13 protein-coding genes are annotated in these 14,926 nt (G+C 55.4%); 10 read left to right on the top strand and 3 right to left on the bottom strand.

Annotated elements, in window-relative coordinates:
- Positions 1-4 precede the first annotated feature (4 nt).
- The 8 genes from infB to AC2Q8J_RS12480 all read left to right on the top strand — a co-directional run bounded on the left by infB (position 5) and on the right by AC2Q8J_RS12480 (position 10,125).
- Positions 5-2,788, top strand: a complete 2,784-nt coding sequence (infB, locus tag AC2Q8J_RS12445) for a translation initiation factor IF-2 (RefSeq protein WP_486451431.1) — start codon at positions 5-7, stop codon at positions 2,786-2,788.
- 27 nt (positions 2,789-2,815) lie between these two features.
- On the top strand, positions 2,816-3,205 hold the full coding sequence (gene rbfA, locus AC2Q8J_RS12450; protein WP_036256379.1) for a 30S ribosome-binding factor RbfA: 390 nt from the start codon (positions 2,816-2,818) through the stop codon (positions 3,203-3,205).
- A 2-nt stretch (positions 3,206-3,207) separates the two neighbouring features.
- Positions 3,208-4,143, top strand: a complete 936-nt coding sequence (gene truB / locus AC2Q8J_RS12455) for a tRNA pseudouridine(55) synthase TruB (protein WP_486451432.1) — start codon at positions 3,208-3,210, stop codon at positions 4,141-4,143.
- A gap of 139 nt (positions 4,144-4,282) precedes the next feature.
- A complete protein-coding gene (gene rpsO / locus AC2Q8J_RS12460) occupies positions 4,283-4,552 on the top strand; it encodes a 30S ribosomal protein S15 (protein ID WP_027874146.1) in 270 nt (89 codons plus the stop codon).
- Between the two features lie 72 nt (positions 4,553-4,624).
- Complete coding sequence (pnp, locus tag AC2Q8J_RS12465; RefSeq protein ID WP_486451433.1) at positions 4,625-6,739, top strand: polyribonucleotide nucleotidyltransferase; 2,115 nt, start codon at positions 4,625-4,627, stop codon at positions 6,737-6,739.
- Between the two features lie 170 nt (positions 6,740-6,909).
- Positions 6,910-7,392: a DUF3015 domain-containing protein gene (locus AC2Q8J_RS12470; protein WP_027874144.1), complete on the top strand. Its 483-nt coding sequence runs from the start codon at positions 6,910-6,912 to the stop codon at positions 7,390-7,392.
- 67 nt (positions 7,393-7,459) lie between these two features.
- Positions 7,460-9,307 carry an Lnb N-terminal periplasmic domain-containing protein gene (locus AC2Q8J_RS12475; protein ID WP_486451434.1) on the top strand — a complete coding sequence of 616 codons (1,848 nt, stop codon included), beginning with the start codon at positions 7,460-7,462 and terminating at the stop codon, positions 9,305-9,307.
- Positions 9,289-10,125: an alpha/beta hydrolase gene (locus AC2Q8J_RS12480; RefSeq protein WP_486451435.1), complete on the top strand. Its 837-nt coding sequence runs from the start codon at positions 9,289-9,291 to the stop codon at positions 10,123-10,125. The genes AC2Q8J_RS12475 and AC2Q8J_RS12480 overlap by 19 nt, the downstream gene beginning before the upstream one ends.
- A gap of 19 nt (positions 10,126-10,144) precedes the next feature.
- Here AC2Q8J_RS12480 and AC2Q8J_RS12485 read toward each other — a convergent pair whose 3' ends face one another.
- Positions 10,145-10,627, bottom strand: a complete 483-nt coding sequence (locus tag AC2Q8J_RS12485; RefSeq protein WP_286836704.1) for an FKBP-type peptidyl-prolyl cis-trans isomerase — start codon at positions 10,625-10,627, stop codon at positions 10,145-10,147.
- Between the two features lie 106 nt (positions 10,628-10,733).
- Here AC2Q8J_RS12485 and AC2Q8J_RS12490 point away from each other — a divergent pair, with 106 nt between their 5' ends.
- The gene (locus tag AC2Q8J_RS12490) at positions 10,734-10,910 is read left to right on the top strand and encodes a hypothetical protein (protein WP_027874142.1); all 177 of its coding nucleotides are present in this window, start codon (positions 10,734-10,736) and stop codon (positions 10,908-10,910) included.
- An 11-nt stretch (positions 10,911-10,921) separates the two neighbouring features.
- Here the strand turns inward: AC2Q8J_RS12490 and AC2Q8J_RS12495 are convergent, their stop codons facing one another.
- On the bottom strand, positions 10,922-11,176 hold the full coding sequence (locus AC2Q8J_RS12495) for a hypothetical protein (protein ID WP_027874141.1): 255 nt from the start codon (positions 11,174-11,176) through the stop codon (positions 10,922-10,924).
- Between the two features lie 120 nt (positions 11,177-11,296).
- Here AC2Q8J_RS12495 and parC point away from each other — a divergent pair, with 120 nt between their 5' ends.
- Positions 11,297-13,558 (top strand): DNA topoisomerase IV subunit A, encoded by a 2,262-nt coding sequence (gene parC, locus AC2Q8J_RS12500; protein WP_204996164.1) that lies wholly within the window; start codon positions 11,297-11,299, stop codon positions 13,556-13,558.
- On the opposite strand, the gene AC2Q8J_RS12505 is transcribed toward parC, so the two are convergent.
- Positions 13,542-14,750, bottom strand: coding sequence for a hypothetical protein (locus AC2Q8J_RS12505; protein ID WP_288363590.1), 1,209 nt, complete (start codon positions 14,748-14,750; stop codon positions 13,542-13,544). The two genes, parC and AC2Q8J_RS12505, sit on opposite strands and share 17 nt — an antisense overlap.
- Positions 14,751-14,926 lie beyond the last annotated feature (176 nt).

The raw sequence follows: 14,926 nt of genomic DNA on the forward strand, positions 1-14,926 counted from the left end.
ATGAATGGCTGAAGTTACCGTGAGCCAGCTTGCCGAAGTTGTTGGCGCACCAGTAGAGCGTCTACTTAGGCAGATGAAAGAGGCCGGTTTGTCGCACAGCTCGGCGGAACAAAAGGTGTCCGACGAAGACAAGCAAACTCTGCTGACCTTTCTAAAGCGCAGCCACGGTGAGTCCACCGAGGGGCCGCGTAAAATTACCTTGAAGCGTAAGACCATCAGTACGCTAAAAACAGGTTCGGGTGCGGGCAAGAAAACTGTCAACATCGAAGTGCGCAAAAAACGGACGTATGTAAAACGCGACCCTGCTGAGCTGGCCGCAGAGGCCGAGGAAGCGGCGCGTCTGGCTGCTGAAGCTGAGCAAGCGGAAGCTGCAGCCACTGAAGCGCCTGTTGAGGTTGCTGCTGAGCCGGAAGTCAAAGAAGAAGCGCCTGCAGCTGAGGTGCCCGAAACCGCAGCACCTCAAGAAACTGAGGTTGTCGAGGCGGCAGAGCCTGCACCCGTGGCGGAACCCGAGCCTGAGCCCGAACCGGAAGCTGAGCCCGAGCCAGAGCCAGTGACAGAAGAGCCCGCGGCGGAAGCGGAGCCCGAGCCGGAAGCGGAGCCTGAGGTGGCAGCCGCCCCTGTTCAGGACGAATACGTCGAAGAGGTTGTTGAAGAAGACCCTCGTGATATCGACCCGGAAATCCTGCGTCAGCGTGCAATCCTGCGCCGTAAAGAAGAGGAAGAACGCGAGAAAGAGCGTCGTGCTGCTGTCTTAGCGGAGAAAAAGCGCGAAGAAGAAGAGCGTGAGCGCAAGCGCAAAGAACGCGTTGAAACTGAGCAGAAGAAATCAGCCGGTCCCCGTCATTTGCGGGCCGCGCCAAGCAGCGATAATGACGATCGCGGCAAGGGCAAAAAAGGCAAAAAAGGCAAAGGTCGTCGCGACGACTTTGATAATGATCGCGGAGCCGGTCGCCGCAAGAAGAAAACGCTCAAACTGCCAGAAGATCAGCAGCGCCACGCCTTCCAGGCGCCCACTGAGAAGATCACCTACGAGGTGTCTATCGGTGAAACCAGCACCGCCAGTGAGCTGGCGGGGCAAATGAAGGTGAAAGCGGCTGAAGTAATTAAAGAGCTGATGAAAATGGGCATGATGGTGACCATTAATCAGCCTCTGGATCAGGAAACGGCGCAACTCGTTGTCGAAGAAATGGGCCACAAGGCCAAGATCGTTTCTGAAGATGCCGTGGAAGAGGCGTTGGAAGAAACGCTGGTTGCTCAGACGGGTGAGGGCACCCTGAAGACGCGCGCTCCGGTAGTGACCGTAATGGGTCACGTTGATCACGGTAAAACGTCTCTGCTGGACTATATTCGCAAGGCAAAAGTGGCCAGCGGCGAGGCGGGTGGTATTACCCAGCACATTGGTGCCTACCATGTGGAAACTGGTCACGGCATGATCACTTTCCTGGATACTCCAGGACACGCGGCCTTTACGGCAATGCGTGCCCGCGGTGCGAAAAGTACCGACATTGTTATCTTGGTAGTTGCGGCTGACGATGGTGTTATGCCGCAAACCGAAGAGGCAATTGCCCACGCTCGTGCAGCCGAAGTGCCGCTGGTAGTTGCGGTTAACAAAATGGATAAAGAGGGCGCCGACCCCGAGCGGGTGAAAACCGAACTCTCTCAGAAAGAGGTTATCTCTGAAGAGTGGGGCGGTGATACACAGTTCTGCTATGTATCTGCACACAGCGGTGAGGGCATAGATGCCCTGCTGGATGCCGTGCTGCTGCAGGCTGAACTGCTAGAGCTTAAAGCCGCTGACGATATTCCTGCTCAGGGTATGGTGATTGAGTCGCGCCTTGATAAAGGTCGCGGTGCCGTGGCTTCTGTGCTGGTGCAGCAAGGCCAGCTCAAGCAAGGCGATATTGTTCTGGCCGGTCAGTGCTATGGCCGTGTTCGGGCGATGCTGGACGAGAACGGTAAGCCAGTTAAGCAAGCCGGGCCATCGATCCCCGTCGAGATTCTCGGCTTGGATGGTACGCCTGAAGCGGGTGACGGTTTCGTGGTGGTTGAAAACGATCGCCGGGCGCGTGAAGTGGCTGACTTCCGTCAGGTGCGCGAGCGCGAGCAGCGTATCAAGCGTCAACAAGCTGCCAAACTGGATCGCATGTTTGAAAGCATGGAAGCCGGTGATCGCAAGACCCTGAATGTCGTGCTAAAAGCTGATGTGCGCGGTTCGCTCGAGGCCATCCAAGCGTCATTGCTGGATCTTGGCAATGACGAAGTAAACGTCAACATTGTGACCGGCGGTGTAGGCGGTATCACTGAGTCTGACGTGAATCTGGCGATGACCTCCGAGTCGGTGATGTTTGGCTTTAACGTACGTGCTGACGGCAGTGCGCGGAAGTTGGCGGAAAGCGAAGGTATCGACCTGCGCTACTACAGCGTTATCTATGATTTGATCGACGATGTGAAGTCGGCATTGAGCGGTATGCTCAGCCCAGAAATGCGCGAAGAAATTGTGGGTATTGCCGAAGTGCGTGACGTATTCCGTTCGCCGAAGTTTGGTGACATCGCCGGCTGTATGGTCGTCGAGGGTACGGTTTATCGCAGCAAGCCGATCCGCGTTCTGCGCGACGATGTGGTGATATACGAGGGTGAACTTGAATCCCTGCGTCGCTTTAAGGACGATGCGAACGAAGTGAAGAACGGTCTTGAGTGCGGTATCGGCGTTAAGAACTACAAAGATGTTCGTCCCGGCGACAAGATCGAAGTGTTCGAGGTGAAAGAAATTGCCCGGTCACTGTAAGGCATTGCAAGAGCGGGAGGCACGCTAATGAAAGAATTTAGTCGTACCGCCCGCATCGCCGACTTTTTGAAGCGAGAGCTGGGCAGTTTGATCCAGCTTGAACTTCGCGATCCACGCATTGGTATGGTGAGTGTCACGGACGCTGAAGTGAGCCGTGATTTGAGTCATGCGAAAATTTTCGTGACGGTCATGGGTAAAGACAATGCCGAGGAAGCCGCTGAGTCATTGGCGGCGCTCAACAAGGCTGCAGGTTTTTTGCGCAGCCATGTTGCCAAGGTAAATAATGCTCGTACAACGCCGCAGTTGCGGTTCTTCTACGACTCTTCTATTGATCGAGGCCAGCGTCTGAGTTCGCTCATTCAGCAGGCCGTCGATTCCGATCGCAGCCGCCAGGCCGATAACGACGACGAGGCCTGAGCTTGGGGCGTCGTCGAAAAGGCCGCGCAGTTAGCGGCATCCTTGTGTTGGATAAGCCGCTGGAGCGCAGCTCTAACTCTGCCATGATTGTGGCTCGAGCGATCTACAAAGCAGCAAAAGCCGGCCATACCGGGGCGCTCGATCCGCTAGCCAGCGGCGTTTTACCGATTTGCTTTGGTGAGGCGACGAAGTTTTCCCAGTACCTCCTCGATGCTGACAAGGTTTATCGCACTACGGTTGTGCTCGGCGAGCAGCGCAGCACTGGCGATGCCGAGGGTGAGGTCGTGGCTGTTACCGATGCTAGCTTTCTTTCTGAGGCCGACGTCGAGGCAGCGCTGCCGGAATTTCGTGGAGAGATTCTGCAGGTGCCGCCAATGCACTCCGCCCTCAAAAAAGACGGCAAACCGCTCTATGAGCTGGCGCGTAAGGGTGTTGAAGTTGAGCGTGAGGCGCGCCCTGTTACCATCAGCCGCCTCGAGCTTGAGAGGTTTCGGCCCGGCGCGCGTGCTGAAGTCGACCTGTTGGTTCACTGTAGCAAGGGCACCTATATTCGCTCACTTGCCGAAGACATTGGCGCGGCGCTGACGGTAGGCGGCTATGTTTCCGCCCTCCGGCGTGTGCAGGCAGGGCCCTTCGACGAGTCTCAGGCCTTGGATTTCGAAGCGCTGCAGCCACTGCGTGACCGGGAGGCATTTGACGAGCTTGACGCCTTGTTGCTGCCCTTGGACACCGCCTTGACTCATATCCCGGTGGCGCGGCTTGGTGAGGTCGCCGCTGGCTTTTTGCGCAACGGTCAGGCGGTATTTGTGCCGCAGTTGCCTGCCGGGGAGTTGTTTCGCTTATACGAAACCGCGCCATCTGGCCCGGTTTTTATGGGCTTGGGTGAATTGTTGGCCGACGGGCGCATTACGCCTCGTCGTTTGCTGGCAAATATGTGATAATACGTCGCTGGTTTTCGCGATGTATTGCGTGAGGCCAGTTGTAAAGTTTGACGAGGCCCGAAGGGTTTCCAAACCTGTCTGTAGATATGCACGGTCAGGCTTGCTTATTCACGCATATCAGTAAGAGGAAATTATTATGGCACTATCTGCCGCAGAAAAAGCTGAAGTTGTAAAACAGTACCAAACTGCCGAAGGCGACACTGGTTCGCCAGAAGTGCAAGTTGCACTGTTGACGGTAAACATCAACAAGTTGCAGGGTCACTTTGAAGGCCACAAAAAGGATCACCACTCTCGCCGTGGTTTGATCCGCATGGTAAACCAGCGTCGTAAATTGCTGGACTACCTGAAACGCAAAGACCAAGAGCGTTACAGCAAACTGATTAAAAGTTTGGGTCTGCGTCGCTAAAAGAAGAATAAGTGAGGGGGCCGCAGGCCCCCTCATACTTTTTGTAACCCCTGTTTAGGGAGGAAATAATTCGTGAATCCCGTTTCTAAAACGTTCCAGTGGGGCGGTCAAACCGTTACATTGGAAACCGGCCGCGTTGCCCGTCAGGCAAGTGGCGCGGTGCTCGTCACCATCGAGCAAACTCAAGTTCTGTGTACCGTGGTTGCAGCAAAGACTGCCAAGCCCGGTCAGGACTTTTTCCCCTTGTCTGTGCATTACCAAGAGCGTGCTTACTCCGTCGGTAAAATCCCCGGTGGTTTCTTCAAGCGCGAAGGTCGTCCCTCTGAGAAAGAAACGCTGACGTCGCGTTTGATCGACCGTCCGATTCGTCCGTTATTCCCCAATGGGTTTAAAAATGAGGTGCAGGTTGTTTGTACTGTCATGTCGTCTGAGAAAGACGTTGACCCGGATATCGCGGCACTGATCGGTACGTCGGCCGCGCTGGCGGTATCGGGTGTTCCTTTTGCTGGCCCTATCGGTGCCGCTCGCGTGGGCTTCACCGCAGAAGATGGCTATATCCTCAACCCGAGCTACAGCCAGCTGAGCACAAGCCTGCTGGACATGGTTGTTGCGGGCACTGAAGACGCCGTTCTGATGGTTGAATCAGAAGCGCAAGAGCTGAGCGAAGATCAAATGCTGGGTGCGGTATTGTACGCCCACCAGGAAATGCAGGCCGCCGTTAAAGTGATTAAAGAGCTGGCCGCTGAAGCGGGCAAGCCCACTTGGGACTGGCAGCCTGAGCCCGAGAACACCGCGCTGATGGCCGCTGTTGCCGATGGCTTTAAAGGTGGTTTGGGTGAGGCCTACCGCATTACCGACAAAATGGAGCGCTACGCCAAAGTGGGCGAGCTGCGCGACCAAGCCGTTGAGCAACTGGCTTCTGGTGATGACGCCGAGTTTGATGCTGAAGACGTGAAAGCGGTATTCGGCAAGCTGGAAAAGCAAATTGTTCGTCAGCGCATCCTCAATGGCGAGCCACGCATCGACGGTCGCGATGGCCGCACTGTGCGACCCATTAGCGTAGAAGTGGGCATGCTGAACAAGGCCCACGGTTCTGCCCTTTTCACTCGTGGTGAAACTCAGGCCATTGGTGTTGCGACTCTGGGTACCACTCGTGACGCACAGCTCATCGATGCCCTGGAAGGCGAGCGTAAAGACAACTTCATGCTGCACTACAACTTCCCTCCTTACTCGGTGGGCGAGTGTGGTCGCATGGGTGGCACAGGCCGCCGCGAAATCGGTCACGGCCGCTTGGCTCGTCGTGGTTTGGCTGCGGTATTGCCCACGGCTGAAGAATTCCCTTACACCATTCGCGTGGTGTCTGAAATTACTGAATCCAATGGTTCTAGCTCCATGGCGTCAGTGTGCGTTGGCAGCCTGTCGCTGATGGATGCCGGTGTGCCGCTGAAAGCGCCCGTTGCTGGTATTGCTATGGGTCTGGTTAAAGAAGGTGAGCGCTTCGCGGTACTGACCGATATCCTGGGTGATGAGGATCACCTCGGTGATATGGACTTCAAAGTTGCCGGTACAGCCGACGGTGTTACTGCATTGCAGATGGACATCAAGATCGAAGGCATCACGCAAAAGATCATGGAAGTCGCGCTGGAGCAAGCGCAACAAGCGCGCTTGCACATCTTGGGTCAGATGAATCAGGTGCTGTCGGTATCTCGCGACGGCGTGTCGGACAATGCCCCCAGCATGCACGTGATGAAGGTCGACTCTGACAAGATTCGCGACATTATCGGTAAAGGCGGCGCGACTATTCGCGGTATTTGCGAAGAGACTGAAGCGCAAATCGATATTGAAGATGATGGCACCGTGCGTGTTTACGGTTCTGATGCTGCATCTCGCGATGCTGCAGTGGAGCGCATTCTCGCTATTACTGCAGAGGCTGAAGTCGGTGAAACGTACGTTGGCACTGTAGCGCGTATCGTCGACTTCGGGGCCTTTGTTAATATCCTGCCCGGCAAGGATGGTCTGGTACATATCTCGCAAATCTCGGAAGAGCGTGTTGAGAATGTCAGCGACTACTTGAAAGAAGGTCAGGAAGTTAAAGTTAAAGTCCTGGATGTCGATCAGCGTGGTCGCATTAAACTTTCTATGAAAGAAGTTGAAGCAGAAGAGGTCGCCGCTCCCGAAGCGGAATAAGTGCTCTCGCTGTGAACGAAACCCCGCCTCGGTGGGGTTTTTTTATGCGTGAGATAAAGTCATTTTTATATAGTGTGACATAGCAGAGATTGCCGCTAGACAAGCTTGAAGGCTGTGATAACCTCGACGTGCAGTTTGATGGAATGCAAACAACAACAAGAGGAAATCCTATGAAAAAAGTAATGATGGCAACGGCTTTTTTGGCGGCATCTAGTGCAAGTTTCGCTGTTGCGCCGGGTGGCCCAAATTGCGGTTGGGGGAATATGCTATTCTCAGGCCAGTCTGGACTGGCATCTCACTTCCTGGCTTCATGGACTAATGGTACCTCCGGTAATGCGACTTTCGGTATGACCTCTGGCACCAACGGTTGTTCAGCCGACGGCACGCTGACATATGGCGGTAAGTCGATGGTGAACGTCGGTCAGATCATGGACGAGTTTTCTGAAGACGTCGCTCGCGGCGAAGGTGAGGCCCTGACGGCTGTTGCTGTGTCTTTTGGCATTGCCGAGGAAGATCGCGCAGTATTTAAAACCACACTGCATAATAATTTCGACAGCCTGTTCCCCTCGGCTGACGTGAATGCGGAATCTGTGATGAATTCTATTGTGGAATTGATGAAGCAGGATAAGCAGCTGGCGAAGTACGTTTCCTAATTGCTTGGCATTAGCGTTACCTTAACGGCCCCGAGGGGCCGTTTTGTGTTTATGGAAGAAATAAAATATGAGAGCGAAGCTAAAACAAGCTCTGACTATATTGCTGGGTATGTGCGCCAGCTCAGCGTTGGTTGCGGCCACGACGGAGTCGCTGCAGGCGTATGCCGCGGAGCCACAGTGGCGCGCGTTGCTGCACTTCCCAAAGTCATCGACAGGCCCCAGCTATGTCGACGACCCGCGGTTTTTTCTGGCTGAGACTGGCCGGAGTAGTCCACTTGCAGAACTAACAGAAACGCTTGCGGCGTTTTCAGCGGAGCCGTCGTTGCGATGCCGCTATCCAGCGCGAGAGCAGTGGCTGGTTGAAAAAAAACTGTTGGCACCGGCCGCTCAGCACTGCGACGAATATCGGCAATGGCGTGACAAGCTTAATGTGGACGCGGTTGTTTTAGTGCTCGCCTCAAGTTATTTGAACAGCCCCTCATCGATGTATGGACATACCTTTTTGCGATTGGACCCTGCGGGTGAGCGCGGCGACAGCGATTTCCTCTCGTATGCGTTAAATTTCGGCGCGAATATCCCGCCCGGTGAGAACGATTTGCTCTACGCCTACCGGGGCTTATTTGGTGGCTACCCAGGGCTGTTCAGCATGCAGCCCTACTATCAAAAGATTCAGGAATATACCCGCCTGGAAAATCGCGATATGTGGGAGTATCGGCTGACATTAGCGGATGAAGAAATAGAGCGTTTACTCAGTCATGTGTGGGAGTTGCGCAATGTTAACTTCGACTATTTTTTCTTTGACGAAAACTGTTCCTATCGCTTGTTGGAGCTATTGGAAGTTGCGCGTCCCGGCCTGGATCTAACGAGCCCCTTCGAATATGCCGCAATGCCAGTGGACACGGTGCGCGAAGTGGTTGACGCTGGATTGGTCGGTCAGATTGATTACCGGCCGTCAAAGCGGCTGGAGTTAGATACCTTAACGGCGGCTCTCAGTGCCGAGCAAAGAGTCTGGGTTCGGCAACTGGCCGACGGCGAAAGGGAAGACTTAGCGGATACCGGCCTGGATGCCGACGCTCAGCGAGCAACCTACCTGGCCGCTTATAGATACTTGCGTTATCGACTGAACACGGCTCCGCGAACCACTGAAATGGCGGCGCGGAGTCTTCGCTTACTCCGTGGTGCACGTAAGCCTGGAGGCTTTAGCGCGCCGGTAGTCAGCACGCCGCCGCGACCGGAGCGTGGGCACAGAACGTCAATGTTCGGCTTGGGCGTGGGTTATCGAGAATTTTCCGAGCAGGGGCCTGCGGGAAACGAGGCGTTGGAGTATGTCGATCTGAATTGGCGGATTAGTTATCACGATGCCCTGGATGCTATGGCGGGCTATCCTGAGGGAGCCAGTTTGGTAATGGGTAACTTGGCGTTGCGGTGGCAGGATCAGGAAGGCGTGCGCTTGCAACGCTTCGACCTCGTCGATATCCGTTCCTTATCTCCTCGGGGAGAGTTCTTTTCACCGATCAGCTGGCAGGTTCAGCTGGGGTTGGAGCGCTTGGATGATGCCCCCAGTCAGCCGCTTGTTGCGCAGATTAATGCCAGCGGCGGCGGGACCTGGCCAGTGATGAAAGGCGTAGCCTACCTGATGCCGGCATTGCGTTTTGAATATAACGCGGATTTTCGCGAGGACTGGCGGTTGGCGCCTGGCATCAATATTGGCCAGCTTTGGCAAGGAACCAAGTATTCTGCCGAGATAGCAGGCCAGTGGCAGGACTTCTTCGGCGCCGGAGAAAGGAAGGTCCTTAAACTCAGCGGGAATTATGCATGGTCTGCCGATAGCAGTTTGCGCTTGAGTATCGACTATCGAGACCAGCCTTGGGGGCATTCTCACGGAGTAGCGCTATCATGGCGTCAGCATTTTTAGGCCGTGCGGCGGCGTTGTGTTTCGCCGTTGTTTTATTAAGTGGCTGCGAGGCGCTGTTATTTTTTCCTCAGCAGCAGTTGCTGCGCACGCCGGAAGATGTCGGCCTTGCGTATCAGGATGTGCGAATCCCTGTCGGAAATACAGCGCTCCACGGCTGGTGGCTACCAGCTGAGCAGCCCCGCGCAACGCTGTTATTCAGCCACGGTAATGCCGAGAATATCAGCACCCACTTGGCGAGTGTGTATTGGTTGCCGAAAGAGGGCGTCAATGTTCTGTTAATTGACTATCGCGGCTTCGGTAAATCCGAGGGGGTGCCCAGTGTGGCGGCGGCGGTAGAAGATGTACGCGCAAGCTGGCAGTGGTTGTTGGCTGAGCAGGGGGATTGGCCCTTGTTTGGACTGGGGCAGAGCTTAGGGGCAAGCCTGATGGCTGCCGCGACTGCGCGAGAGGCCGAGGCGCTTACGGGGCATATTGCCGGGCTGGTGCTCGATGCCGGCTTTACTCGCTATTCTGCTGTGGCGAGAGAGCAGGCTGCTAAGAGCCCCCTTACCTGGTTGTTGCAGTGGCCGGTTGGCTGGGCCATGCCATCGGGTTTTGATCCCATCGATGCCCTGTTATCGCTACCGTCAGCGCCGGTGCTGATTATTCACGGCCGACGCGACCCAGTGATTGCTCTGCATCATGCGCAGCAGTTACATGAACAAGCCAAACCGCCAAAGTCACTTTACGTATACGACGGCGGTCACATTGAAAGTTTTCATCGCGCTGCCACGCGGCAGCGCCTACTGGATTTTATTGAGGAGAGCGTAGGGCGCTAAGCTGCGTGAACCGACGCCGTCAGTGTTGGTGTCCGCCCTCGCCATGAGCGTGACCGTGCTCACGCTCCTCCGCGGTGGCGGCGCGCACTGAGTCGATATGAATGGTAAAGGTAAGGGTTTTACCCGCCAGTGGGTGGTTGGTGTCCACGTCGACAGAGAATTTGCCCACCTTTACTACGGTAGCGCTACGGCTGCCCTGGTCAGTATTGAAACGCACGATTTGGCCCACACGTAATTTACCCTCGTGCTTCAAATACTTGGCAGGAATGCGTTGCTGTTTACCTTCTTGCACTACGCCGTAGGCTTGCTCGGGCGGAAGCGTGACTTCAAAGTCATCGCCGGCTTGGCGTTTGCTGAAGGCTTTTTCCAGGCCGGGAATAATATTGTTCGCACCGTGTAAATAGAGGGTGGGCGTCTCGCCAAAATTACTTTCCAATACACTGCCGCTGCTGTCGCGCAGCTCATAGTGGAAGGCCACCACACAATTAGTATCGATTTCCATACATCCCCCTGCAATCATCACTGCCACGGCTCGCTAGAGCATTTGCCGCGTATAATAAGTGCTGATGAGGGCTTAGGGTAGAAAAACAAGAAAGGAGTTCGAGAATATGGGAGAGGTCGTTAAATTTGCGCCACGCAAGCCGCGCAAACAAAGCAGCCTGTGCCGGGAAGGCCACCATAAGTGGAAGGTGGAAAAGCGTACGCAGTTTGATGTAAAGCAGGGACGGTTGGTGAGTGTTTATAAGTGTGAGCGCTGTGGGTTGACGAAAACCCGCGCCGACTAAGCGGCGTGAGTTTAGTGTGCGAGTTCTTCGTCTAGCTCGGCGCTGATCAGTGCCAACCAGTTTTGGGCCTCGTCATGGCCTTCCACCGCTTTCACCACGCATGCGATCCCTAGCAGGTGCTCCATGAGGAGTTTTCGCATTGGAACGTTGTTCTCTGAGGCTTGTTCCTGTAGAAACAAGAACGCCTGTGCGCTAATGTCGTCGATCTGCATCTGCTGAGTGTTTTCTCGATACTCTGACAGCGTGACTACTTTTGACATTGCCATTTCGCAATCCTCTTGTGACATGGCAAAAGTATATGACGGCACCGCGGTGTAAGCGCTTCGTAATTACACGTATGGGGCATTCTGCGGGAATGCTGAACATTTGAGGAACTGGCTAAATCTATGTCTGACAATATCGTGATCGGCGCCGATGGCGTTGAGCAGATCCCATTAAAATCTTATACCGAGAAGGCGTATTTGGATTACTCCATGTACGTTATTCTTGATCGCGCGCTGCCGAATATTGCCGATGGCTTAAAGCCTGTTCAGCGCCGAATTGTCTATGCGATGAGTGAGCTGGGATTAAAGGCCAGCGCAAAATACAAGAAGTCGGCGCGCACCGTTGGCGATGTTATCGGTAAATTCCACCCCCACGGCGATAGCGCGGTCTATGAGGCCATGGTGCTCATGTCTCAGGACTTCTCTTACCGTTATCCGCTGATTGACGGACAGGGGAACTGGGGTTCTCCCGATGACCCCAAATCGTTTGCGGCGATGCGCTATACCGAATCCAAGTTAACGCGCTACGCCGAAGTCATGCTGAGCGAGTTGGGGCAGGGAACGGTAGATTGGGTGCCGAATTTTGACGGTGCGCTTGATGAGCCTGCCATGCTGCCCGCGCGGGTGCCCAATATTTTGCTGAACGGTACCACCGGTATCGCGGTGGGAATGGCCACCGACATCCCGCCTCACAATCTTCGGGAAGTGGTGAGTGCCTGCATTCATCTACTCGATGCGCCCAAGGCCACCGTTGCCGAACTCTGTGAGCACGTGAAGGGCCCGGATTTTCCTACCGATGCCGAGCTGATTACGCCCGCTGACGAAATTCGAAAAATCTATGAGACCGGGCGCGGCTCCTTGAGAATGCGGGCGGTGTGGCAGGAGGAACACGACGACATCGTTATTACGGCGTTGCCTCACCAGACCTCAGGCTCCAAGGTATTGGAGCAAATTGCCCAGCAAATGCAGGCCAAGAAATTGCCAATGGTGGTCGACTTGCGCGATGAGTCCGACCACGAAAATCCGACTCGGCTGGTGATCGTGCCGCGCTCTAACCGAGTGAATACCGAAGCGCTAATGAACCATCTTTTCGCCACCACGGACCTCGAGCGCAGTTATCGGGTCAACATGAATATGATCGGCATTGATGGCCGGCCGCAGGTAAAGAGCCTGGATCGTATTCTCGGAGAGTGGCTGGAGTTTCGTACCAACACCACTCGCCGGCGTTTGGAATTCCGTCTCGATAAAGTTCTCAAGCGTTTGCATATTCTCGATGGTTTATTGGTCGCGTTCCTCAATATCGATGAGGTCATTGCCATTATCCGTGAAGAGGATAAACCGAAGCCTGTGCTTATGGAGCGCTTCGGTTTAAGCGACACGCAAGCCGAAGCCATCCTAGAGCTGAAACTGCGTCATTTGGCCAAGCTCGAGGAGATGAAAATTCGCGGCGAGCAGGAAGAGCTGTCGGCCGAGCGGGACCAGCTCGAGCAGACGCTTGGCTCCACCCGTCGAATGAAAACGCTGGTGCGCAAAGAGCTATTGGCCGCGGCAGAAGAATATGGCGACGAGCGCCGTTCACCGCTGGTGGCGCGTAATGAGGCGAAGGCCTTTGCGGAAGAGGATATCGTCTCCGCTGATCCAGTAACCATTGTTTTGTCGGAGATGGGTTGGATTCGCGCGGCCAAAGGCCACGATATTGACCCTGTTGCTCTTAGCTATAAGTCGGGCGACCGTTTCAATTTGGCGGCGAGGGGGCGCAGTAACCAGTCCGTATTGATCTTGGACAGCACCGGGCGCAGTTACAGCGTCGCCGCTCACACACTGCCATCGGCTCGAGGACAGGGGGAGCCCCTAACTGGGCGCATTAACCCGCCGTCGGGCGTGAGCTTTTGCGGAATGATGATGGGGGGCGACGACAGTTATTACCTGCTGGCCTCCGATGCGGGTTATGGCTTCGTTGCCAAGCTAGGTGATTTACACAGTAAAAACAAAGCCGGTAAAGCGACCCTGACCCTGCCTAAGGGTGGTCAGGTAATGTCGCCGGTTGCGGTTGCCGGGCTTGAAGAGCATTTTGTCGTGGTGATCAGTAGCGAGGGCCGTATGTTGGTTTTCCCCGTCACTGATTTGCCGATTATGGCGCGTGGCAAAGGCAACAAGCTGATTGGTATTCCCGGCGCACGCGTCGCCAGCCGAGAAGAGTATGTGGTGGCAACGGTGGTAATGGGCAGTCGCGACAGCATTAAGGTGCTCTCTGGCAAGCGCCACCTGTCTTTAAAACTCTCGGAACTTGAGCACTATTTGGGTGAGCGCGGTCGCCGTGGCCACAAATTGCCGCGTGGCTTCCAGAAAGTTGATGGCGTTGAGCTGATTAGTGCTGAGCAGTAGCGTCGCCATTGGGGCGACGCTGCAGTTGCTCCAGGTCGAGCGACTTCAGCTGGCTGTGCTGGCGCTCCAGTAACTCATTGTAGGGCGACTTGAGGCTTCCCACGCGGTTGCCTCGACAGCTTGCCCAGGCATCGAGGCGCTCGTGGTTGCAGCAGTTGTTGTCCAGCCAGATTCCTTCGCCTTCGGCGGTGGTGATATGCAGCCGGTCAATAGCCGCACATTCGTCAGCCTGGCAGTGCCAGTCACTGCCCTCGCTGCAGACGCGGGCGATACCCGGGCGAATTTTTAAACTGCGGTCCAGCTTGTGGAGTAGCTCTGCGGCGCACAATGCGCGAAACAGTGGGGCGTCGCAGCCGTCCAATTGGAAGAAGCGCAGCGTGACGGCGTTGTGCCGAGTCAGTATGAGTTCGCCGTGGTAGAGGCGAGCAATGGCCTCGCTGCGGGCAAACGCCGTCTGCAGCTGCTGCTCAAAGCGTTCCGCGGTCATTTTTTCTTTCAGGTCGTCATAGGCCTGCCAATGGCAGTGCAGTATGTAGTAGTCGCGGTAGCGTTTTTCACCGGCCTGCATCAGCCGAATCTGGGGATTATGTATTTCATTTAGCAGCTCGCCGAGTGCATCTTGGCCGGGGTAGAGGCTCTCATCGTCTTTAATCGGTTGGGCAAGGCGCGCGCGGGCTCTATCCAAATGGCGCTCGATGCCGAGCATGGGTACGGCGATCAGCGCATAACTCAAGCAGCAGAGGATGGCGGTGAGCAATAACAGCGTTTTACCGAGATCGCGTATTTCATTGCCAATTAGCTCGCTGCTCAACGACAGTTTGACTTGCCCGAGACGCCCGTCTGCAGCGACGGCTGACTGGTAGTTCAGGTGGTCGTCCCGCCAGGTTCCGGCTTCCGCGACGGCTTCGCCACGCGCATTTTGAATGCTGCCGTACACGATGAGCGGGCTTTCGATATAGTCCTGCAATATGGCCTGCAGGCTGACGCGGTCATTGCGCAACAGCGCTTGCTGGCTCTGGGAGGCAAGCTGGTTGGTCCACTGCTGGCCGATCAAGCGGGTGGTTTCTAGCAGGATCTGCTTGCTGGCGGTCATGCTGGTAATTAGCAGGGTAAGGCCGGCAATACCGCATATCAGCGCGGCGATAAGGCCGCATTTCGACGCTAGGGGTAGGCGCAGAAGCTGTTTTAGCATGTTTGTTTATCCGCTGAGAGAGTGGTTGCCTGGCAGGAGTATAACAAGGCTGTTAGCGGGTAAAGTGCATTTTCCTCAGATCTTGTGCAAAAGCGCTGGCAGAAAGTCGCCTCCGCTGTCAGCAGTGCTTGGGCAGGCGCGGCACTCCCGCTACAATAGCGCCAAACCAAGGGGGC

This window comes from Spongiibacter sp. C9W (assembly GCF_057370015.1).

Coding starts and splice junctions, on each gene's coding strand:
- AC2Q8J_RS12470 (WP_027874144.1), top strand. CDS start 6,910: ATGAAAAAAGTAATGATGGCAACGGCTTTTTTGGCGGCATCTAGTGCA.
- AC2Q8J_RS12495 (WP_027874141.1), bottom strand. CDS start 11,176: ATGGCAATGTCAAAAGTAGTCACGCTGTCAGAGTATCGAGAAAACACT.
- AC2Q8J_RS12505 (WP_288363590.1), bottom strand. CDS start 14,750: ATGCTAAAACAGCTTCTGCGCCTACCCCTAGCGTCGAAATGCGGCCTT.
- infB (WP_486451431.1), top strand. CDS start 5: ATGGCTGAAGTTACCGTGAGCCAGCTTGCCGAAGTTGTTGGCGCACCA.
- AC2Q8J_RS12490 (WP_027874142.1), top strand. CDS start 10,734: ATGGGAGAGGTCGTTAAATTTGCGCCACGCAAGCCGCGCAAACAAAGC.
- AC2Q8J_RS12485 (WP_286836704.1), bottom strand. CDS start 10,627: ATGGAAATCGATACTAATTGTGTGGTGGCCTTCCACTATGAGCTGCGC.
- rbfA (WP_036256379.1), top strand. CDS start 2,816: ATGAAAGAATTTAGTCGTACCGCCCGCATCGCCGACTTTTTGAAGCGA.
- AC2Q8J_RS12475 (WP_486451434.1), top strand. CDS start 7,460: ATGAGAGCGAAGCTAAAACAAGCTCTGACTATATTGCTGGGTATGTGC.
- parC (WP_204996164.1), top strand. CDS start 11,297: ATGTCTGACAATATCGTGATCGGCGCCGATGGCGTTGAGCAGATCCCA.
- rpsO (WP_027874146.1), top strand. CDS start 4,283: ATGGCACTATCTGCCGCAGAAAAAGCTGAAGTTGTAAAACAGTACCAA.
- AC2Q8J_RS12480 (WP_486451435.1), top strand. CDS start 9,289: ATGGCGTCAGCATTTTTAGGCCGTGCGGCGGCGTTGTGTTTCGCCGTT.